Origin of the sequence: Microbacterium sp., assembly GCF_035556355.1 — a bacterium.
Lineage (GTDB): Bacteria > Actinomycetota > Actinomycetes > Actinomycetales > Microbacteriaceae > Microbacterium.
In genome coordinates this window covers 69,083-88,509 of the sequence record NZ_DATMFG010000043.1, presented here as the reverse complement: position 1 = coordinate 88,509, position 19,427 = coordinate 69,083, and the positions used below count along the sequence as shown (strand labels likewise).

General features: G+C 70.1%; 19 protein-coding genes and 1 pseudogene. 17 read left to right on the top strand and 3 right to left on the bottom strand.

Going from position 1 to position 19,427, the window contains the following annotated elements:
- Positions 1-262: MarR family transcriptional regulator (locus tag VNR19_RS12340; protein ID WP_325727171.1), on the bottom strand; the 262-nt coding region annotated here is incomplete at its 3' end.
- A 192-nt stretch (positions 263-454) separates the two neighbouring features.
- On the opposite strand from VNR19_RS12340, the gene VNR19_RS12335 reads away from it, so the two are divergent.
- The 9 genes from VNR19_RS12335 (at position 455) to VNR19_RS12295 (ending at position 9,127) form a co-directional block, all read left to right on the top strand.
- The gene (locus tag VNR19_RS12335; protein WP_325727169.1) at positions 455-1,657 is read left to right on the top strand and encodes a substrate-binding domain-containing protein; all 1,203 of its coding nucleotides are present in this window, start codon (positions 455-457) and stop codon (positions 1,655-1,657) included.
- Between the two features lie 19 nt (positions 1,658-1,676).
- Positions 1,677-2,483 carry an ABC transporter ATP-binding protein gene (locus VNR19_RS12330; protein ID WP_325727166.1) on the top strand — a complete coding sequence of 269 codons (807 nt, stop codon included), beginning with the start codon at positions 1,677-1,679 and terminating at the stop codon, positions 2,481-2,483.
- Positions 2,480-3,193: an ABC transporter ATP-binding protein gene (locus tag VNR19_RS12325; protein ID WP_325727163.1), complete on the top strand. Its 714-nt coding sequence runs from the start codon at positions 2,480-2,482 to the stop codon at positions 3,191-3,193. Before VNR19_RS12330 ends, VNR19_RS12325 begins: the two co-directional genes overlap by 4 nt.
- Entirely contained in the window at positions 3,190-4,065 is an 876-nt protein-coding gene (locus VNR19_RS12320; RefSeq protein WP_325727161.1) for a branched-chain amino acid ABC transporter permease, read from the top strand. The genes VNR19_RS12325 and VNR19_RS12320 overlap by 4 nt, the downstream gene beginning before the upstream one ends.
- Before the next feature lie 89 nt (positions 4,066-4,154).
- Positions 4,155-5,207: a branched-chain amino acid ABC transporter permease gene (locus tag VNR19_RS12315; RefSeq protein WP_325727177.1), complete on the top strand. Its 1,053-nt coding sequence runs from the start codon at positions 4,155-4,157 to the stop codon at positions 5,205-5,207.
- Positions 5,204-6,775, top strand: a complete 1,572-nt coding sequence (locus VNR19_RS12310) for a class I adenylate-forming enzyme family protein (protein ID WP_325727160.1) — start codon at positions 5,204-5,206, stop codon at positions 6,773-6,775. Before VNR19_RS12315 ends, VNR19_RS12310 begins: the two co-directional genes overlap by 4 nt.
- Positions 6,772-7,476, top strand: coding sequence for a TetR/AcrR family transcriptional regulator (locus VNR19_RS12305; RefSeq protein WP_325727158.1), 705 nt, complete (start codon positions 6,772-6,774; stop codon positions 7,474-7,476). The genes VNR19_RS12310 and VNR19_RS12305 overlap by 4 nt, the downstream gene beginning before the upstream one ends.
- Positions 7,473-8,228, top strand: a complete 756-nt coding sequence (locus VNR19_RS12300; RefSeq protein ID WP_325727156.1) for a 3-hydroxybutyrate dehydrogenase — start codon at positions 7,473-7,475, stop codon at positions 8,226-8,228. The genes VNR19_RS12305 and VNR19_RS12300 overlap by 4 nt, the downstream gene beginning before the upstream one ends.
- Positions 8,225-9,127 carry an alpha/beta fold hydrolase gene (locus VNR19_RS12295; RefSeq protein ID WP_325727154.1) on the top strand — a complete coding sequence of 301 codons (903 nt, stop codon included), beginning with the start codon at positions 8,225-8,227 and terminating at the stop codon, positions 9,125-9,127. Before VNR19_RS12300 ends, VNR19_RS12295 begins: the two co-directional genes overlap by 4 nt.
- Positions 9,128-9,134: 7 nt before the next feature.
- On the opposite strand, the gene VNR19_RS12290 is transcribed toward VNR19_RS12295, so the two are convergent.
- Entirely contained in the window at positions 9,135-9,917 is a 783-nt protein-coding gene (locus VNR19_RS12290) for an IclR family transcriptional regulator (RefSeq protein WP_325727152.1), read from the bottom strand.
- Positions 9,918-10,041: 124 nt separating this feature from the next.
- Between VNR19_RS12290 and VNR19_RS12285 the strand changes: the two genes are divergently transcribed.
- The 4 genes and pseudogenes from VNR19_RS12285 to VNR19_RS12270 form a co-directional block, all read left to right on the top strand.
- Positions 10,042-10,842, top strand: a complete 801-nt coding sequence (locus VNR19_RS12285) for a CoA transferase subunit A (protein WP_325727150.1) — start codon at positions 10,042-10,044, stop codon at positions 10,840-10,842.
- 2 nt (positions 10,843-10,844) lie between these two features.
- Positions 10,845-11,528: a CoA transferase subunit B gene (locus VNR19_RS12280; protein ID WP_325727148.1), complete on the top strand. Its 684-nt coding sequence runs from the start codon at positions 10,845-10,847 to the stop codon at positions 11,526-11,528.
- Positions 11,525-12,709: an acetyl-CoA C-acetyltransferase gene (locus VNR19_RS12275; protein ID WP_325727146.1), complete on the top strand. Its 1,185-nt coding sequence runs from the start codon at positions 11,525-11,527 to the stop codon at positions 12,707-12,709. The genes VNR19_RS12280 and VNR19_RS12275 overlap by 4 nt, the downstream gene beginning before the upstream one ends.
- A 69-nt stretch (positions 12,710-12,778) precedes the next feature.
- Positions 12,779-13,192, top strand: a pseudogene (locus tag VNR19_RS12270) (GNAT family N-acetyltransferase); the annotation flags it as partial.
- A 46-nt stretch (positions 13,193-13,238) separates the two neighbouring features.
- On the opposite strand, the gene VNR19_RS12265 reads toward VNR19_RS12270, so the two are convergent.
- Positions 13,239-13,490 (bottom strand): hypothetical protein, encoded by a 252-nt coding sequence (locus VNR19_RS12265; RefSeq protein WP_325727144.1) that lies wholly within the window; start codon positions 13,488-13,490, stop codon positions 13,239-13,241.
- A gap of 97 nt (positions 13,491-13,587) precedes the next feature.
- Between VNR19_RS12265 and VNR19_RS12260 the strand changes: the two genes are divergently transcribed.
- The 4 genes from VNR19_RS12260 to VNR19_RS12245 all read left to right on the top strand — a co-directional run bounded on the left by VNR19_RS12260 (position 13,588) and on the right by VNR19_RS12245 (position 19,426).
- Positions 13,588-15,039, top strand: coding sequence for an alpha,alpha-trehalose-phosphate synthase (UDP-forming) (locus tag VNR19_RS12260; RefSeq protein WP_325727142.1), 1,452 nt, complete (start codon positions 13,588-13,590; stop codon positions 15,037-15,039).
- Positions 15,036-15,836 carry a trehalose-phosphatase gene (otsB, locus tag VNR19_RS12255; protein ID WP_325727140.1) on the top strand — a complete coding sequence of 267 codons (801 nt, stop codon included), beginning with the start codon at positions 15,036-15,038 and terminating at the stop codon, positions 15,834-15,836. Before VNR19_RS12260 ends, otsB begins: the two co-directional genes overlap by 4 nt.
- Positions 15,837-15,845: 9 nt before the next feature.
- Positions 15,846-17,552, top strand: a complete 1,707-nt coding sequence (gene ilvD, locus VNR19_RS12250) for a dihydroxy-acid dehydratase (RefSeq protein ID WP_325727138.1) — start codon at positions 15,846-15,848, stop codon at positions 17,550-17,552.
- 71 nt (positions 17,553-17,623) lie between these two features.
- Positions 17,624-19,426 (top strand): acetolactate synthase large subunit, encoded by a 1,803-nt coding sequence (locus tag VNR19_RS12245; RefSeq protein ID WP_325727136.1) that lies wholly within the window; start codon positions 17,624-17,626, stop codon positions 19,424-19,426.
- The last annotated feature ends 1 nt before the right edge of the window (position 19,427 follow it).

Genomic DNA, 19,427 nt, shown 5'->3' with positions numbered 1-19,427 from the left:
CGACGGCTCGCGAGTCGTCGGGATCGCCGCTGCGCTCGACGAGCCCCGCGTCGGCCATCTGGCCCACGAGCCGGGTCATGCCGGGCTGAGTCACACGGCTCGCCGTCGCGAGCTCACCCAGACGCATCGCTCCTCGGTTCTCGAGGAGGGAGAGGGTTCGCCATTGGGCCTGCGGTGCGGTGCTGCCGGTGTGCGACGCCGCGATGCGGGCGAGCGCATGAACGGAGATCAGCAGGCGTTCGAGATCGTTCTGTCGGGTCACCGAAAAAACATAACACAGATATATAACGTCGGTATGAATCTGCCCCGTGTGCGCAGACCCGATTTGACCGCGGTGACGCGTGTGCTACATTCCAAACACCTGAATCACCTTTCATAAAGACCGGATGCCCGCACCGGTGTCCGGTCCTGGTGAAGAGAGTCCCCTTCCAACGGCGAAAGGCAAGGCACGCACATGCGCGTTACGAAGAAGTCCATCCTGGGTGCCGCGGTCGTGGCATCCGCTCTCGTGCTGGCGGCGTGTGCGCCGCAGGCGTCCCCGGGCGGCGACTCCGCCGACGGCGGCGAGGGCCCCACCGAGGTCACGGTCGGCATCGTCACGAGCGAGACCGGTCCGCTCGCGGGCTACGGTGCGCAGTACCTGGACGGCTTCAAGGCCGGCCTCGAGTACGCGACCGACGGAACGAACGAGGTCGACGGCATCGCGATCGAGGTCGAGTACCGCGACGACGCGGGCGACCCCGACAAGGCCGTCACCGCCGCCAAGGAGCTCATCGGCGCGGGCGTCAACATCATCGCCGGCACCGCCTCCTCGGGCGTCGCGCTCGCCCTCGCCGAGCAGGCCGCGCAGAACAAGGTGCTCTACATCGCGGGCCCGGCCGCGACCGACGCGATCACGGGCATCAACGAGTACACGTTCCGCTCGGGCCGGCAGAGCGCGCAGGACGTCGCGACCGCCGGTACGTTCCTCGACGACATCGAGGGCAAGACCATCGCGGTGTTCGCGCAGGACAACGCGTTCGGCCAGGGCAACGTGGCCGCCGTCGAGGCGATCCTCGGCGCGCAGGGCGCGACCGTGACGCCCGTGCTGGTCGCGGAGGACGTCACCGAGTTCACGCCGTTCGCGCAGCAGGTGCTCGCGGGTGCTCCCGACCTCGTGTTCGTCGCATGGGCCGGCGCCACCTCGGGGGCGATGTGGCAGGCCATGAGCCAGCAGGGCGTGCTCGACGAGATCCCGGTCGTCACGGGCCTCGGCGACGCCGCCACGTTCGGCGCGTACGGCGAGGCATCCGAGAAGATCAACTTCCTGAACCACTACTTCGCGGGAGCGCCCGACAACGACGTCAACGAAGCCATGGTCGAGCTCATCGAAGGCGCCGGCGGCACGCCCGACCTGTTCAGCCCCGACGGTTTCAACGCGGCGCTCATGATCGTCCAGGCGATCAAGGAGGGCAAGGGCGACGTGGACGCGATGATCGCGGCGCTCGAGGGCTTCGAGTTCGAGGGCCCGAAGGGCACCACGACGGTCCGCGCGGGTGACCACGCCCTCATCCAGGAGATGTACCAGGCGAAGCTCGTCGCCGACGGCGACACGTTCGTGCCCGAGCTCGTCGACACGGCCGACGCCGACGCCGTCGCTCCGGCCGAGGCGAAGTAACCTCCGGAGTCACGCCAAGATGAGCACCCCCGTCCCGTCCGCGCCTGCGCCCGAACCCGAAACGGGCGCGCGCCGCGGCTCCGCACTCTCGATCGAGGGCATCGGCCTGCAGATCGGCGGAGCGACCATTCTGAAAGACGTCGACCTCGACGTTCCCGCGGGCTCGCTCGTGGGCGTCATCGGGCCGAACGGCGCCGGCAAGACCACGCTCTTCAACGTGGTGTCGGGGCTCGTCGCCCCGACGGCCGGCCGCATCCGGATGGACGGCGAAGACATCACCCACACATCCGTGCCCGCGAGGGCGCGGGCGGGACTGGGGCGCACCTTTCAGACCTCGAGCCTGTTCCCGCGGCTGAGCGTGCTCGAGAACGTGCGGCTGGCCGCACAGGTCGCGCTGGGCGGCGCGACCTCGCTGTTCCGCTTCCCGACGAAGACGGATGCCGCAACCCTCACCGCCCTCGACAAGCTCGAAGCCGTCGGACTCTCGCACAAGCTCGACACCCCGGCCGGTGACATCTCGCACGGCGACAAGCGCAAGCTCGAGATCGCCGTGCTGCTGGCGACCGACGCGAGCATCGTGCTGCTGGACGAGCCGATGGCGGGAGTCGGCTCGGGCGACGTCGACGGACTGGTCGAGAACATCCGGGCGCTGCATCGCGAGACCGGATGCACCGTCCTCATGGTCGAGCACCACATCGACGTGCTCATGGGGCTCGTCGAGAAGGTCGCCGTCATGTACTCGGGGAGCATCATCGCGTACGACACCCCGCAGCGCATCATGGCCGACCCGCTCGTGCAGTCGGCGTACCTGGGGAGCGCCGCATGAGCGCCGAACCGATCCTCACGATCGAGCACCTCCGCTGCTCGATCGCCGGGCAGCAGGTCGTCGAGGACGTGACGTTCGAGGTGCCGGCCACCGGCATCACCGCGGTCCTCGGGCGAAACGGAGTCGGCAAGACGTCGACGCTGCGCGGCATCCTCGGGCTCATCCCTCGCCGCGGCGAGGTGCGCCTCGCGGGCGAACGCATCGACGGCCTGCCGCCGCACAAGGTGGTCCAGCGCGGCGTCGGCTACGTGCCGGAGGACCGCGAGGTGTTCGCGTCGCTCACCGTGGCCGAGAACCTCGCGCTCGCCGAGCGCCAGCGCAACCCGCGGCGCGAGTTCGTCGCGGAGCTGTTCCCCGACCTCGTGGCGCGTCGCGACCAGCCCGCCGGAACCCTCTCCGGTGGACAGCAGCAGATGGTCTCGGTCGCCCGCGCGCTGATCAACGACAATCGCCTCCTGCTCGTCGACGAGCCCACGAAGGGCCTCGCGCCGAAGATCGTCGGGGAGGTCGCCGACGCGCTCGCCGAGGCGTCGCGCACCGTCCCGATCCTCCTCGTCGAGCAGAACCTCGACGTCGTGCGCCGCCTCGCGAAGGACGCGATCGTCATCAGCGCCGGCCGCGTCGTGCACATCGGCGACGCCGCCGAGCTCCTCGCCGACGACGAGATGACCCGCCGGCTGCTCGGCGTGCACGTGGAGGCGGTCGCATGAGCACCGTCGTCCTGACCCTCATCACGGGCGTCGGCCTCGGCGCCCTGTACTTCCTCGTCGCATCCGGTCTGAGCCTCATCTACGGCCTCATGCACGTGCTCAACTTCGCGCACGGCGCCTTCCTGACGTTGAGCGCGTTCGCCGGTTACCTCGTGGCCGGTGCACTCGGCACGCAGTCGTGGGGCGCGTTCCTCGTGTCGGTGCTCGTGGGCGCTGCCGTCGGAGCGCTGTTCGCGACCGTGACCGAGCTCGTGCTCATCCGTCCTCTCTACGAACGGCACATCGAGCAGGTGCTCGTGACGGTCGGGCTCTCGTTCGCCGCCGTCGCCCTGTTCGAGGGCATCTGGGGCACCGACCCCATCAACATCTCGGGACCGCCGTGGCTGCGACAGACCACCGAGGTTCTCGGCGCGCGCATCCCCAACACGTACTGGGTGCTCATGATCGCGGCGGCGCTCGTGCTCGTGGCGCTCGTGCTGTTCCTGCGCAAGACGCGATACGGCATGATCATCCGCGCCGGCGTCGAGAACCGGTCGATGGTCACCGCGCTCGGCATCGATGTGCGCACGTCGTTCACGCTCGTGTTCGCGATCGGCGGTGCGGCGGCCGGCATCGGCGGTGTGCTCGCGATGCACTACTCGACGTTCGTGTCGGCCCACCTCGGTCAGACACTGCTCATCTTCGCGTTCATCGTCACCGTGGTGGGCGGTCTCGGGTCGCTCACGGGTGCGGCCGTGGCATCCGTTCTCGTCGCCGTGCTGCAGCAGTTCGCCAACTTCTACCTCGGCGGCACCGGTGACTTCATCGTCGTGATCCTCCTCGCGGTCGTGCTGCTCGTGCGCCCGCGGGGTCTGTTGGGGAGGAAGGCATGACGGTTCGACAGGCTCACCGACCGGGTTCGGATCAGCGATCGGCCTCCAGGTTCGTCCCCGCGATCGCGGGCATCGTGCTGGTCGTCTTCATGGCGGTCCTTCCCCTCCTGAACATCTCGATCCCGGGCGTGCTGCCCACCCCGACGTACATGCCGGGCACTCTCGCGCTGCTGTCGCTGTGCATGGTGTTCGCCGCGCTCGCGCTGTCGTACAACCTCCTGCTGGGGTCCGCGGGCATGCTGTCGTTCGGCCACGCGCTGTACTTCGGCGCGGGCGCCTACGGCCTCGGGATCGCGCTCGAGCACTTCGGCGTGCCGCTGTGGCCCGGCGTGTTCCTCGCCCTCGTGGGCGGCATGATCGTCGGCATGGCCACGGGGGCGGTCGCGATGCGCGTGTCGGGCATCCCGTTCGCCATGGTCACACTCGCGTTCGCGCAGGCGGGCTCCGTGCTCGTGCGCCGCAACTCCGCGGTGACCGGCGGTGAGGAGGGCCTGAGCCTCGCGACCGAGCAGGTGCCCGACTTCCTCGTCGGCGTCGTCAACACGCGCAACCTCTACTGGCTGTGCCTCGTCGTGCTCGTCATCGTGTACCTCGTCACGCTGTGGGTCGACACGTCTCGACTCGGGCACCTCGCCCGCGCCACGCGCGAGAACGAGCAGCGCGTGCGCGTTCTCGGGCTGCAGCCGTATCGCGTGCGCCTCGCGGTGTTCGCGATCGCGGCGGTGCTCGCGAGCCTCGCCGCCGTCGCCTACATGCTGCTGCAGTCCGGCACGGTGCCGCGTGCGGTGTCGGCCGACCTGACCATCACGATCCTCGTGATGGTCGTGCTGGGCGGCGTCGGATTCCGCTGGGGTGCGATCCTCGGCGGCGTCCTCTACACACTGCTCGACCAGCGCCTCACGGTGCTCGCCGGATCCGAGGCGATCGCGGGCCTTCCCGAGCTCCTCCGCGTGCCCCTGTCGGAGCCGCTCTTCCTCCTCGGCGTGCTGTTCATCATCGTCGTGATGTTCCTTCCGGGCGGAATCGCGGGCACGATCGACGCATGGGTGCGCCGCCGCCGGGGCGAGCGCGTGAGGGGAGCCCTGCGCACGATGGACGATGCCGAGGACGAGACGTCGTCGCCCGTGGAGGTGAAGGCGTGATCGAACCGCACGACGAGCCGCACACGATCGGTCGCTGGCTGACCGATCGTGCCGCGCAGTCGCCTGCGCGCGTGGCGATCGACGACCGCGGCGTGACGATCGCGTACGCGGAGCTCGCGCGCCGTGCGGAGGCGCTCGCCGAGGCGCTGCGCGACGCGGGCTACGGGCCGGGTCACCGCATCGCGACGGTGTCGGGCAACTCGACCGATCACGTCGTCGTGTTCTTCGCGTGCGCGCTCGCCGGTCTCGCGTTCGTGCCGCTGTCGTGGCGTCTCACGCCGAGGGAGCTGTCGGACGTCGTGTCGCGCTGCGCGCCCGCGCTCGTGCTCGTCGAGGACGAGTACAGCGCCCTCGCAGACGAGGCCCTGCGCGGCTGGTCCGGCACGGGGCCCGTGCCACCCGTCGCACCCCTCGGCACGACGGGGGTCGAGGTCGCGGTGCCCGCTCCGCACGAGACGCGTGCCTCGCGCCCGGTGCGCGACGACGATCCGCTGCTGGTCATCTTCACCTCGGGGAGCGAAGCGGCGCCCAAGGGCGTCGTGCTCACGCATGCCAACTGCTTCTGGAACAACCTCGCGCTCGCCCGCGCGCTGCCTCTCACGCAGGACGACGTCGTGCTCGCGATGCTCCCGCAGTTCCACGTCGCGGCGTGGAACTGCCAGCCGCTGCTCGCGTGGTGGACGGGCGCGACCGTCGTGCTCGAGCGCTCGTTCCAGCCGAGCCGCGTGCTGCAGCTCATCGGCGAGCGCCGCGTGACGGCGATGATGGGCGTGCCCACCCAGTACGCGCTGCTCGCAGCCGACCGTGACTGGGAGACGAGCGACCTCTCGTCGCTGCGCCTCGCGCTCGTCGGCGGCGCGACGATGCCCGACGAGCTGCAGCGCACGTGGTCCGACCGCGGCGCGCCGCTGACGCAGGGCTATGGGCTCACCGAAGCGGGTCCGAACGTGCTGCACGCGCCGTCCGACGGCTCCGCGAGCCCCGGCACCGTCGGGCGTCCGTACCCGTACGTGCAGACGTGCGTCGTCGACACCGAGACTCTGCTGCCCCTCGAGGGCGATGCGACGGGCGAGCTGTGGGTCGCAGGCCCGAGCGTCTTCGCGGGATACCTGGGCGACCCGGATGCGACGCAGCGTGCGCTGCACGACGGATGGCTCCGCACGGGTGACGTCGTGCAGCGCGACGGGGAGGGCGTCTTCCGCATCGTCGACCGACTCAAGGACATCTTCATCTCGGGCGGCGAGAACGTGGCGCCCGCCGAGGTCGAGGCCGCGCTCACGCGGCATCCGCTCATCGACTCGGCCGCCGTCGTGGGCGTGCCCGACCCGGTGTGGGGGGAGCGCGGCGTCGCGTTCGTCGTACCCGCCGCGGATGCGTCGCTCTCGTCCGACGAGGTGCTCGCACACGCGCGGCGCCACCTCGCCGCGTTCAAGGTGCCGGTGCGGATCGAGTTCGTCGATGCGCTGCCGCGCTCCACGATCGAGAAGCTCGCGCGGGTGCGCCTGCGCGAACGAGCTCAGCGTGTGATGGCCGGTGCGGCCGGTGTGCAACGGAGGGATCGAGCATGAGCCTGCACGACAGTGTCGACATGGCCGAAGAAGAAGCGCCGGTGTCGTCGGCGACCGGCCGCCCGCTCACCAAGCGCGGCGAGGCGACGCGGACCCGGCTGCTCGAAGCCGCCGAGGCGGTCTTCGCCGAGCAGGGCTACCACGAGGCGTCGATCGTCAAGATCACCGAGCGCGCGGGCATCGGCCTGGGCACGTTCTACCTGTACTTCGACAGCAAGCAGACGATCTTCGAGGCCCTCGTCCTCGACCTCAACCGCCGCGTGCGTCGCTCGATGTCCGAGGCGATGGCCGGGGCGAGCTCCCGTCTCGAGGCTGAGCGCGCGGGCTTCGCGGGGTTCTTCCGCTTCACCGCAGCACACCCCGCCCTGTACCGAGTCGTGCGCGAGGCGGAGTTCGTGTCGCCCGAGACGCTCCACCTGCACTACACGCGCATCGTCGAGGGCTACGAGGCGGGGCTGCGCGCAGCGCAGCAGGTCGGCGACGTCGACCGCCGGCTCGACCCCACGGTCACGGCGTGGGCGCTCATGGGCATGGGCGAGCTCGTCGGCATGCGGTTCCTGCTGTGGGAGCGCGACGAGAAGGGCCGACCGCCGGCCGAGCTCGACCAGGAGATCTTCGACGCGCTCATGCGCTTCATCGACAACGCACTCGCGCCGCGTGACGGCGCGGCATCCGATTCGTCCCAGGAAGGCGGCCGATGACCACCGAACACGACCTCGAGGGCCGACGCGCGATCGTCACCGGCGGAGCAAGCGGCATCGGGCTCGCGTGCGCGCACGAGTTCGCGCGCCGCGGCGCCCACGTGATCGTCGCGGACGTCAACGCGGAATCGGCGGATGCCGCGGCCGAGGCCGTCGGCGGTGAGCCGTGGGTCGTCGACCTGTCCGACACGAAGGCGCTCGAGTCGCTGTCGCTCGAGGCGGACATCCTCGTGAACAACGCCGGCATCCAGCGCGTCGCGCCGATCACCGAGTTCGATCCCGAGAACTTCCGACTGCTGCTGCGGCTGATGCTCGAGTCGCCGTTCCTGCTCATCCGCGCGGTGCTGCCAGGTATGTACGAGCGGGGCTGGGGGCGCATCATCAACATTTCGAGCGCACACGGACTGCGCGCGAGCGCGTACAAGTCGGCGTACGTCTCGGCCAAGCACGGCCTGGAGGGGCTCTCGAAGGTCACGGCGCTCGAGGGCGCACCGCACGGCGTGACGAGCAACTGCATCAACCCCGCGTATGTGCGCACTCCGCTCGTCGAGAAGCAGATCGCCGACCAGGCGCGCGTGCACGGCATCCCCGAGAGCGAGGTCGTCGAGAAGATCATGCTCACCGAGACGGCGGTGAAGCGCCTCGTCGAACCCGACGAGGTCGCGTCGCTCGCGGGGTGGCTCGCATCCGACAAGGCCGGCATGGTGACGGGTGCCTCCTACACGATCGACGGCGGGTGGACGGCTCGATGACGCACGCGTATCGCACGATCGACGTCCCCGTGCGCGGGGGCGACCTGCGCGTGGGCGTGTGGGAACCGGAGGGGGAGCGGACCCTCGACGTCCTTGCCGTGCACGGCGTCACGTCGTCGCACCTCGCGTGGCCGTTCGTCGTCGAGGCGCTTCCCGGCGTGCGCGTCATCGCTCCCGACCTGCGCGGTCGCGGCGCGAGCGCGCAGGTCGAGGGTCGCGCCGGCATGGACGCGCACGCCGACGACCTGGCGGCGGTGCTCGACGCGCTCGACGTACCGCAGGCACTCGTCGTCGGGCACTCGATGGGCGCGTTCGTGAGTCTCGTGTTCGCGGACCGGCACGCGGAGCGTGTGTCTCGGCTCGTGCTCGTGGACGGCGGACTGCCGCTCGACGTCCCCGACGGCATGTCTCCCGATGAGGTCATCCAGCACGTGCTCGGCCCCACGGCGGAGCGCCTCGCGATGCGGTTCGGCACCGTCGGCGACTACCTCGACTTCTGGCGAGCGCACCCCGCGTTCGCCGACGACTGGACGCCCGAGCTCGAGCGCTACCTCGCCTACGACCTCGTGGGGGAGGAGCCCGAGCTGTGCCCCGCGACGTCGTACGAGACGGTCGCGGAGGACTCGATCGACCAGAACACGGGCACGTCTCTGGCTGACGCGCTGGCGCGGCTGCGGCATCCGACCGTGTTCCTCACCGCAGAGCGGGGCCTGCTCGATCAGGTGCCCGCACTGTACGCGGCCGAGCGGATCCCGACACTGCTCGAACAGCACCCGGGACTGCGGCACGTGGCGGTGCCGGGCGTGAACCACTACACGATCGTGCTTTCGGAGCGAGGGGCGGATGCCGTCGCCCGCGTCGTGCGCGAGGGGCCGGTGGCCTCGAGCCCGAGCGCCTGAGCCCGGATCAGCGTCCGGCGGCCTGGATGCGCGACGTCAGCTGGTGTGCGTGGGCGAGGAGCGTGCGTGTGAGGTCGGGAAGCCGATCGGGTCCGAAGCGGAACTCGACCCCCGTGATGCTGAGGGCCCACTGCGGGTGACCCTCCTTCGTGAACACCGCGGCGCCCATGCCGTAGCTGCCTTCGACGATGAGCCCGGGGTTGAGCGCGCAGCCGCGCTCGACGGTCTCGCGCAGCCGAACACGCAGGCGGGCCTCGCTGTGGGCGGCTCCCCATCGTTCGGGGAGCTCCGGATGCCGCTCGAAATAGGCGTCCACATCGTGAGGCGGCAGGAACGCGAGGATCGCAAGGCCGGCTGATGCGACGCCCAGCGGGAAGCGCACGCCCTCGCTCAGCACGAACGAGCGGATCGGGAAGCTGCCCTCCTCGCGCAGGAGGCATACCGTCTCGTCACCGCGCCGCACCGACAGGAATGCGCTCTCCTCGGTGCGCACGGCGAGCGAGCGCACGATGTCGCGCGCGATCGCCGTGATGTCGTAGCGCGACGCCGCGACGGTTCCCATGAGGTAGAGCTCGGGCCCCGGCATCCAGCGGCCTGTGCGCTCGTCGAGGTCGACGAGACCCTCCGCACGGAGCGCCGAGAGCAGCCGATGCGTCGTCGGGCGCGTGAGCTGCGCGCTTCGCGCGAGCTCGCCGACCGGGGTGCCTTCGTCGCCGCCCGCCGTGACGAGCCGCAGGAGGCGCGCCGCACGCGAGACGGACTGCGTGCCCGGGATCGCGTTCCTCGGCATCGTGTCCACGATATGGACAGTAGGCGTCGGTTGATCCACATCGCAAGCCCCGGCGTGCGCGAGCGCGCCGGCAGCGGTCACGATGGAGGGACATCGTGAATCGACACGTACGAAGGAGTACCGGGTGATCGACAAGACGTACCCGTCCGCCGCCGAGGCGGTCGCCGACATCCCCGACGGGGCGACCCTCGCGGTCGGCGGCTTCGGACTCTCGGGCAACCCGATCGCGCTCATCGAGGCGCTGCTCGCCCAGGGGACGACCGACCTCAGCATCGTCTCGAACAACTGCGGGGTCGACGACTGGGGTCTCGGGATCCTCCTGAACGCGAAGCGCATCCGCAAGATGACCTCGTCGTACGTGGGCGAGAACAAGGAGTTCGAGCGCCAGTTCCTCTCGGGCGAGCTCGAGCTCGAGCTGACGCCCCAGGGCACGCTCGCCGAGAAGCTGCGGGCGGGCGGATCCGGCATCGCCGCGTTCTACACCCAGACAGGCGTCGGCACGCAGGTCGCCGAGGGCGGCCTCCCGCGCAGGTACGCACCCGACGGCGGCATCGCCGTCGCGTCGCCCGCGAAGGACGTGCGCACGTTCGATGTGAACGGCGAGCCGCGCGAGTTCGTGCTCGAGGAGGCGATCGTCACCGACTTCGCGCTCGTCCACGCGCTGCGCGGCGACCGCCACGGCAACCTCGTGTTCAACAAGGCCGCTCGCAATTTCAACCCGCTCGCGGCGATGGCCGGCCGCGTGTGCATCGCGCAGGTCGAGGAGCTCGTCGAGCCCGGCGAGCTCGACCCCGACAGCATCCATCTCCCCGGCATCTACGTGCACCGCATCGTGGAGGTCGGAACCGACATCGAGAAGCGCATCGAACGGCGCACGGTCTCGGTCGCGCAGACCGCCGCGCGCGAGATTCCGGAAGGAGCATGACCATGGCCCTGACCCGCAACGAGATGGCCGCGCGCGCCGCACGCGAGCTGTCCGACGGATCGTACGTCAACCTCGGGATCGGGCTGCCGACGCTCGTGCCGAACTACGTGCCCGATGACGTCACGGTCGTGCTGCAGTCCGAGAACGGCATCCTCGGCGTCGGCCCGTACCCCACCGAGGAGAACGTCGACCCCGACCTCATCAACGCCGGCAAGGAGACGGTCACGACGCTTCCCGGCGCCGCCTTCTTCGACTCCGCCACGAGCTTCGGCATGATCCGCGGCGGCAAGATCGACGCGGCGATCCTCGGCGCGATGCAGGTCTCGGTCAAGGGCGACCTCGCGAACTGGATGATCCCCGGCAAGATGGTCAAGGGTCCGGGCGGCGCGATGGATCTCGTGCACGGCGCAGGCAAGGTCATCGTGCTCATGGAGCACGTCGCGAAGGACGGCTCTCCGAAGATCGTGAACGAGTGCTCGCTGCCGCTCACCGGCAGGGGCGTGGTCGACCGCATCATCACCGACCTCGGCGTGATCGACGTCACGCCCGAAGGTCTCGTCCTCGTCGAGGTCGCGCCCGGTGTGACGGTCGACGAGGTCATCGCCGCGACCGAGCCGCCGCTCATCGTGTCCGACCACCTGCACGTCGTGGAGGGCGTCAAGGAGCCCGTGGAGGAGAACGCATGAACAACGACGACATCGTCATCGTCGCCGCCGCGCGCACGCCGCAGGGTCGGCTCAAGGGCCAACTCGCACCGCTCACCGCGGTGCAGCTCGGCAGCGCCGCGATCCGCGGCGCGCTCGAGAAGGGCGGGATCCCGGCCGATCAGGTCGACGCCGTCCTGGTCGGACAGGTCCTCCCGGCCGGGTCGGGGCAGAACCCCGCGCGCCAGGCCGCCATCGGCGCGGGCCTCGGATGGGACGTGCACGCGTCCTCCGTCAACAAGGTGTGCCTGTCGGGGCTCACCGCCGTCATCGACGGCGCGCGCATGCTCGCGGCCGGCGACGCGACGGTCGTCGTCGCGGCCGGCATGGAGTCGATGACCCGGGCGCCGCACCTGCTCATGGGCTCGCGCGACGGCTGGACGTACGGCTCGGTCGAGGTGCTCGACCACATGGCGTACGACGGGCTCACCGACGCGTATGACCGCGAGAGCATGGGCGCCTCGACCGAGAGGCGCAACCCCGAGTACAAGGTCACGCGCGAGGAGCAGGACGCCGTCGCCGCCCGCTCGCACCAGCGTGCGGCGGCCGCGTGGGACTCAGGCGTCTTCGCCGACGAGATCGTCGAGATCGACATCCCGCAGCGCAAGGGCGACCCCGTGCGCGTGACGCGCGACGAGGGCATCCGCCCCGACACCACCGTCGAGACCCTCGCGCGGCTCCGCCCCGCCTTCGCCGAGGGAGGCACGATCACGGCCGGCAACTCGTCACAGATCTCCGACGGCGCGTCGGCCGTGGTGCTCACGACGCGCGCGCACGCCGCCGAGAAGGGGTGGGCCGTCCTCGCGGTGATCGGCGCTTCGGGGCAGGTCGCCGGGCCCGACAACTCGCTGCAGGCGCAGCCTGCCCGCGCGATCGAGAAGGCGTGCGCGAAGCAGGGCATCACGCCCGCCGACCTCGACTTCGTCGAGATCAACGAGGCGTTCGGCTCGGTCGTCGCCGCGTCGCAGCGTCAGCTCGGCCTATCGGACGACGTCGTGAACATCCACGGCGGCGGCATCGCGATCGGCCACCCGATCGGCGCATCCGGCAACCGCCTCGTCGTCCACACCGTGCACGAGCTCGTGCGCAGAGGCGGAGGAACCGCCGCGGTCGCGCTGTGCGGCGGCGGCGGGCAGGGCGACGCGCTCATCATCACGCGCTGACGAACCGACGACCCTCGGCACCGCCCGCGCGACCCCGAATGAGGGCCGCGCGGGCGGTACCGTCGTCGGATGACCACGATCCACGACCTCTCCGCGTCCGATCGCGACGAGTGGCTGCCGCTGTGGCGCGCGTATCTCGACTTCTACGAGACGACGCTTCCGGATGCCGTCACAGAGTCGACGTTCGAGCGTCTCGTGACGGGCCGCGAGCTCCACGGCGCACTCGCACGCGACGCCGACGGTCGGCCGGTCGGCCTCGTCCACTGGCTCGCGCATCCGGCGACGTGGACCACGACGGCCTACTGCTACCTCGAGGACCTCTACGTCTCACCCGACGCCCGCGGCACGGGCGCCGGCCGTGCGCTCATCGAGCACGCGCGGGCGTGGGCCGAGGCATCCGGATGCTCCAAGCTCTACTGGCTCACGCACGAGACGAACACCACGGCACGCGCCCTCTACGACCGGGTCGCCCGATCGACCGGCTTCGCTGCAATACGAGATCAGACTCTGATCCGCATCCGGGAGGGCGTCACCTTCGGACGCTCTTGCGGAGGATCTTCGATTCCTTGCCGTGGACGGGGGAGTCGGCGGGGGCGAGCTCGCCGTGGCGCGCACGGCGCACGTCGACGACCGCGCCGATCGCGAGGGCGAGCGAGATGCCCCAGCTCAGCCACGCGAGTGCGGTGCGCCACGTGAACTGCTCGGTGCGGAGGCTGCGCAGCAGCGTGATGCCGCCCGTGATCGCGGTGAGCAGGCCGGTGCCGAACAGATACTTGCGCATGCGAACACGCTAGCGCCCGCATGTCAACGCGGGCATCGGGGTTGCGGCATCGCGATAGCCTGGCTATTGCCGCGTACCCCCCGAGTGAGGAGCCCGCGTGTCCGGAGCCGAGTTCGTCATCGTCGCCAATCGTCTGCCTGTCGACTGGGTGCCCGACTCGGCTGACGGAGGCGATGGCGAGGGCTCCTGGCGCCGGTCTCCCGGCGGCCTCGTGACCGCGCTCGAACCGGTCATGCGGCGCACCGACGGGGCCTGGGTCGGGTGGCCCGGCCGTCCCGATCTGGAGGTCGAGCCGTTCGAGTTCGACGGCGTCAACCTGGTGCCCGTGGCCCTCAGCGAAGACGACGTCGAGCTCTATTACGAAGGCTTCTCCAACGACACGATCTGGCCGCTCTACCACGACGTGATCGCGGTGCCGCGCTATCGCCGCGTGTGGTGGGACGCGTACGTGCGCGTGAATCGGAGATTCGCGGATGCCGCGGCCGACGTCGCCGCCGAGGGCGGAACCGTGTGGGTGCAGGACTATCAGCTGCAGCTCGTGCCGCAGATGATCCGCGAGTCGCGACCCGACCTCACGATCGGCTACTTCCATCACATCCCGTTCCCGGCATATGGCCTGTACTCGCAGCTGCCGTGGCGGCGCCAGGTGCTCGAGGGGCTGCTCGGCGCCGACGTCATCGGCTTCCAGCGCGTCGCCGACGCGGGCAACTTCGCGCGCGCGATCCGGCGCCTCCTGCACTACGAGACGCGCTCGTCGCGCATCACCGTCCCCGAAGCCGACGGCAGCACGCGCACGGCGCTCGCTCGCGCGTACCCGATCTCGATCGACGCCGAGTCGTACATCGAGATGGCGAAGCGCCCAGACGTCCAGGCCCGGGCGAAGGAGATCCGCGAGAGCCTCGGCAACCCGTCGAAGATCCTCCTCGGCGTCGATCGGCTCGACTACACGAAGGGCATCCGGCATCGGCTGAAGGCCTTCGGCGAGCTCCTCGAAGACGGCCTCATCGACGTCGAGGACACGACGCTCGTGCAGGTCGCGAGCCCGAGCCGCGAGCGCGTCGACTCGTACGTGCAGCTGCGCGACGAGATCGAGCTCACCGTCGGGCGCATCAACGGCGACCACGACACGATGGGTCACACCGCGATCCGGTACCTGCATCAGGCCTATCCGCGCGAGGAGATGGTCGCGCTCTTCCTCGCCGCCGACGTCATGCTCGTCACCGCCCTCCGCGACGGCATGAACCTCGTCGCGAAGGAGTACGTCGCCTCGCGCATCGACAACCGCGGCGTTCTCGTGCTGAGCGAGTTCACCGGCGCCTCCGACGAGCTGGGGTCGGCGCTGCGCGTGAACCCGCACGACATCGACGCACTGAAGGACACCATCATGCGCGCGATCGCGATGCCGCCGGCCGAGCAGGGCCGCCGCATGCGCGCGCTGCGCCGCAAGGTCATCGAGAACGATGTCGAGCGCTGGTCGAGGTCGTTCCTCGACGCGCTCGAGGCCGCCCGCGCCGAGAAGCGCCGCCCACCGAGGAGAGCCACCGCGTGAACATCCCCGACGACGCCGAAGAGACGCTGCACGCCGAGCTGCGGCGGATCGCCGCATCCGATCATCTCCTCGTCGCCCTCGACTTCGACGGCACGCTCGCACCGCTCCAAGACGTCCCGCTCGAGGCGCGCATGCTGCCCGAGGCGGCCGCCGCCGTTCAGGCGCTGACCGCCGAACCGGGTGTGTCCGTCGCGTTCGTGTCGGGGCGCAGCCTCGTCGACCTGCGGCACATCGCCGAGCACCGCGACGACTCGCCGATCTACCTCGCGGGGTCCCACGGCGCCGAGTACTGGATCCCGGGGAAGGGGCCGGTCGAGCCGAACGAGGACGAGCGCGAGATCGCGCTTCGCGACGAGCTGCGCGCGCACGCCGAGTCCCTCGTGTCCAAGTACGAGAATGTGTGGATCGAGCCGAAGACGTTCGGGTTCGCGGTGCACACGAGATTGACGGATGCCGCGACCGCCGCCCGCGCCGACGCCGAGGTGGACGAGCTGGTGGCCACCGAGGCGCCCTCGTGGCGGCGCCGGACGGGCCGGAACATCGTCGAGTATGCGTTCCGCGACGAGGGGAAGGACACCGCGGTCCGCAAGCTTCGCGAGCTCACGCATGCCGACGCCGTCCTCTACGCGGGCGACGACGTGACCGACGAGGACGCGCTCGGCAGCCTCGGGCCGGGCGACCTCGGGATCCTCGTCGGAGACCGGCCCTCGGCGGCGCGCGTACGTGTGGACAGCATCCCGAAGATGGCCGCAGCTTTGGCGTTCCTCGCGCAAGAGAGAGGTCGCGCCCGGATCTAGACTGGGGCAATGCCACAGTCCGGAGAAGCGATCGACATCAAGCCGCGCAGTCGCGTGGTGACAGACGGCATCGAAGCCACGACCTCCCGCGGAATGCTCCGCGGGGTCGGCATGGGCGATGAGGACTGGGACAAGCCGCAGATCGGCATCGCGTCGAGCTGGAACGAGATCACGCCGTGCAACCTGAGCCTCGACCGGCTCGCGCAGGGTGCGAAGGAGGGCGTGCACGCCGGCGGCGGCTACCCGCTCCAGTTCGGCACGATCTCGGTTTCCGACGGCATCTCGATGGGTCACGAGGGCATGCATTTCTCGCTCGTCTCGCGCGAGGTCATCGCCGACTCGGTCGAGACGGTCGTCATGGCCGAGCGGCTCGACGGCACCGTGCTGCTCGCCGGATGCGACAAGTCGATCCCCGGCATGCTCATGGCCTCGGCGCGTCTCGACCTGTCGAGCGTGTTCCTGTACGCCGGATCGATCGCTCCGGGCTGGGTCAAGCTCTCGGACGGCACCGAGAAGGAGATCACGATCATCGACTCCTTCGAGGGAGTCGGCGCGTGTCTGTCGGGCCGCATGAGCGAAGCCGACCTCAAGCGCATCGAGTGCTCGTTCGCACCCGGAGAGGGCGCGTGCGGCGGCATGTACACCGCCAACACGATGGCGTCCGTCGCCGAGGCCCTCGGGCTCTCGCTTCCCGGCTCGGCAGCGCCCCCATCGGCCGACCGCCGTCGCGACGCGTTCGCGCACCGCTCGGGCGAGGCGGTCGTCAACCTCCTGCGGCTGGGCATCACGACGCGCGACATCCTCACCAAGGAGGCGTTCGAGAACGCGATCGCCCTCGCGATGGCGCTCGGCGGCTCCACGAACGTCGTGCTGCACCTCCTCGCGATCGCGCGCGAGGCCGACGTCGACCTGAGCCTGCACGACTTCAACCGCATCGGCGACAAAGTCCCGCACGTCGCCGACATGAAGCCGTTCGGCCAGTACGTCATGAACGACGTCGACCGCCACGGCGGCATCCCCGTCGTCATGAAGGCGATGCTCGACGAGGGTCTCCTGCACGGCGACGCGCTCACCGTGACGGGCAAGACGCTCGCCGAGAACCTGCGCGATCTCGATCCCGATCCGGTCGACGGCAAGGTCATCCACCGCTTCGACGACCCCATCCACGCCACGGGCGGCCTCACGATCCTGCACGGCTCCCTCGCACCCGAGGGCGCGGTCGTCAAGACCGCCGGATTCGATGCCGCGGTGTTCGAAGGGCCGGCGCGCGTGTTCGAGCGCGAGCGCGCCGCGATGGACGCGCTGGAGGCCGGCGAGATCAACGCCGGCGACGTCGTGGTCATCCGCTACGAGGGCCCGAAGGGGGGTCCCGGCATGCGGGAGATGCTCGCGATCACCGCCGCCATCAAGGGCGCTGGGCTCGGAAAAGATGTACTACTCTTGACGGACGGACGATTCTCAGGCGGCACAACCGGCCTGTGCATCGGCCATATAGCACCCGAAGCGGTGGACGCTGGTCCCATCGCCTTCGTGCGCGATGGTGATCTGATACGGGTCGATATCGCGGCTCGCTCTCTCGACCTACTCGTCGATGAAGCCGAGCTGAGTTCCCGCCGCTCTGGCTGGGAGCCCCTTCCTCCGCGCTATACCCGTGGCGTCCTTGCCAAGTACTCCCGACTCGTGCGCTCCGCCGCCGAAGGCGCCGTGACGGGGTGACCCCCGTCGGTCGTCGAGAAGCGGCGCTGCCGCGCTTCGAACCCTGACCACAGATCCGAGGATCCATCACTATGCCCTCCGACTCCGCCCCAGCCGTTCCACGGCCTCCCGCTCGCACCGCGTCCGCGCCCGTGCTCACGGGTGCTGAGGCGGTCGTCCGCTCGCTCGAGCTGCTCGGTGTGACCGACGTGTTCGGTCTGCCGGGCGGCGCCATCCTGCCCGTGTACGACCCGCTGATGGACGCGTCGAAGATCCGCCACATCCTCGTGCGGCACGAGCAGGGCGCCGGTCATGCGGCCGAAGGCTACGCCGCCGCATCCGGCAAGGTCGGGGTCGCGATCGCGACATCCGGGCCGGGCGCGACCAACCTCGTCACCGCGATCGCCGACGCCTACATGGACTCCGTGCCGATCGTGTGCATCACGGGGCAGGTCTTCTCGAACCTCATGGGGACGGATGCGTTCCAGGAGGCCGACATCGTCGGCATCACGATGCCGATCACGAAGCACTCGTTCCTCGTCAAGCGTGCGGACGAGATCCCCGGCGCGATCGCGGCGGCGTTCGAGATCGCCGGCACCGGCCGTCCCGGCCCTGTGCTCGTCGACATCACGAAGGACGCGCAGCAGGCTGAGGTGCCGTTCGTGTGGCCGCCGAAGATCGAGCTGCCCGGCTACCGGCCCGTCACGAAGGCGCACGGCAAGCAGATCCAGGCCGCGGCGCGGCTCCTCGCCGAGGCGAAGAAGCCCGTGCTGTACGTGGGCGGCGGCGTCATCCGCGCGCGCGCGGCGGCCGAGCTCGTGACGTTCGCCGAGTCGACGGGCGCCCCGGTGGTGACGACGCTCATGGCACGCGGCGCGTTCCCGGACTCGCATCCGCAGCACCTGGGCATGCCCGGCATGCACGGAACGGTGCCCGCGGTGCTCGCGCTGCAGGAGGCCGACCTCATCGTCGCGCTCGGGGCCCGCTTCGACGACCGCGTGACGGGCAAGTCGGCGCTCTTCGCACCGCACGCCCAGATCGTGCACGTCGACATCGACCCCGCCGAGATCTCGAAGATCCGCACCGCGGACGTGCCGATCGTGGGAGACCTGAAGGACGTGCTCGTCGACCTCGACGCGGCGTTCAAGGGCGTCACGGGCGGTGCCAAGCCCGACATGGCCGCGTGGTGGTCGTTCCTCGACGGCCTGCGCGACGAGTTCCCCCTGGGTTACTCGCCGACGAGCGACGGACTGATGTCGCCGCAGTACGTGATCCAGCGCATCGGCGAGATCACCGGCCCCGAGGCCGTGTACGCCGCGGGCGTCGGGCAGCACCAGATGTGGGCGGCGCAGTTCATCAAGTACGAGCGCCCGAACGCGTGGCTCAACTCGGGCGGCGCGGGCACGATGGGCTACGCGGTGCCCGCCGCCATGGGCGCGAAGGTCGCGGAGCCCGACCGCGTGGTGTGGGCGATCGACGGCGACGGATGCTTCCAGATGACCAATCAGGAGCTCGCGACCTGCGCGATCAACAACATCCCGATCAAGGTCGCGATCATCAACAACTCGTCCCTCGGCATGGTGCGTCAGTGGCAGGCGCTGTTCTACGACGGCCGCTACTCGAACACCGACCTCGAGACCGGGCACGGCACCGCGCGCATCCCCGACTTCGTGAAGCTCGCGGAGGCGTACGGATGCCTCGCCCTGCGGGTCGAGAAGGAAGAGGACGTCGACGCCGCGATCCAGAAGGCCCTCGAGACCAACGATCGCCCGGTCGTCATCGACTTCGTCGTGAGCGCCGATGCGATGGTGTGGCCGATGGTGCCGCAGGGCGTGAGCAACAGCTACATCCAGTACGCGCGCGACCACTCGCCCGCGTTCGATCAGGAGTCGTGAG

What these genes read in the sequence shown, in the direction of transcription:
- VNR19_RS12265 (WP_325727144.1), bottom strand. Translation starts at nt 13,490, where the DNA reads ATGCGCAAGTATCTGTTCGGCACCGGCCTGCTCACCGCGATCACGGGC.
- VNR19_RS12330 (WP_325727166.1), top strand. Translation starts at nt 1,677, where the DNA reads ATGAGCACCCCCGTCCCGTCCGCGCCTGCGCCCGAACCCGAAACGGGC.
- VNR19_RS12275 (WP_325727146.1), top strand. Translation starts at nt 11,525, where the DNA reads ATGAACAACGACGACATCGTCATCGTCGCCGCCGCGCGCACGCCGCAG.
- VNR19_RS12290 (WP_325727152.1), bottom strand. Translation starts at nt 9,917, where the DNA reads ATGCCGAGGAACGCGATCCCGGGCACGCAGTCCGTCTCGCGTGCGGCG.
- VNR19_RS12335 (WP_325727169.1), top strand. Translation starts at nt 455, where the DNA reads ATGCGCGTTACGAAGAAGTCCATCCTGGGTGCCGCGGTCGTGGCATCC.
- VNR19_RS12295 (WP_325727154.1), top strand. Translation starts at nt 8,225, where the DNA reads ATGACGCACGCGTATCGCACGATCGACGTCCCCGTGCGCGGGGGCGAC.
- VNR19_RS12300 (WP_325727156.1), top strand. Translation starts at nt 7,473, where the DNA reads ATGACCACCGAACACGACCTCGAGGGCCGACGCGCGATCGTCACCGGC.
- VNR19_RS12325 (WP_325727163.1), top strand. Translation starts at nt 2,480, where the DNA reads ATGAGCGCCGAACCGATCCTCACGATCGAGCACCTCCGCTGCTCGATC.
- VNR19_RS12320 (WP_325727161.1), top strand. Translation starts at nt 3,190, where the DNA reads ATGAGCACCGTCGTCCTGACCCTCATCACGGGCGTCGGCCTCGGCGCC.
- VNR19_RS12245 (WP_325727136.1), top strand. Translation starts at nt 17,624, where the DNA reads ATGCCCTCCGACTCCGCCCCAGCCGTTCCACGGCCTCCCGCTCGCACC.
- VNR19_RS12280 (WP_325727148.1), top strand. Translation starts at nt 10,845, where the DNA reads ATGGCCCTGACCCGCAACGAGATGGCCGCGCGCGCCGCACGCGAGCTG.
- VNR19_RS12305 (WP_325727158.1), top strand. Translation starts at nt 6,772, where the DNA reads ATGAGCCTGCACGACAGTGTCGACATGGCCGAAGAAGAAGCGCCGGTG.
- VNR19_RS12315 (WP_325727177.1), top strand. Translation starts at nt 4,155, where the DNA reads ATGGCGGTCCTTCCCCTCCTGAACATCTCGATCCCGGGCGTGCTGCCC.
- ilvD (WP_325727138.1), top strand. Translation starts at nt 15,846, where the DNA reads ATGCCACAGTCCGGAGAAGCGATCGACATCAAGCCGCGCAGTCGCGTG.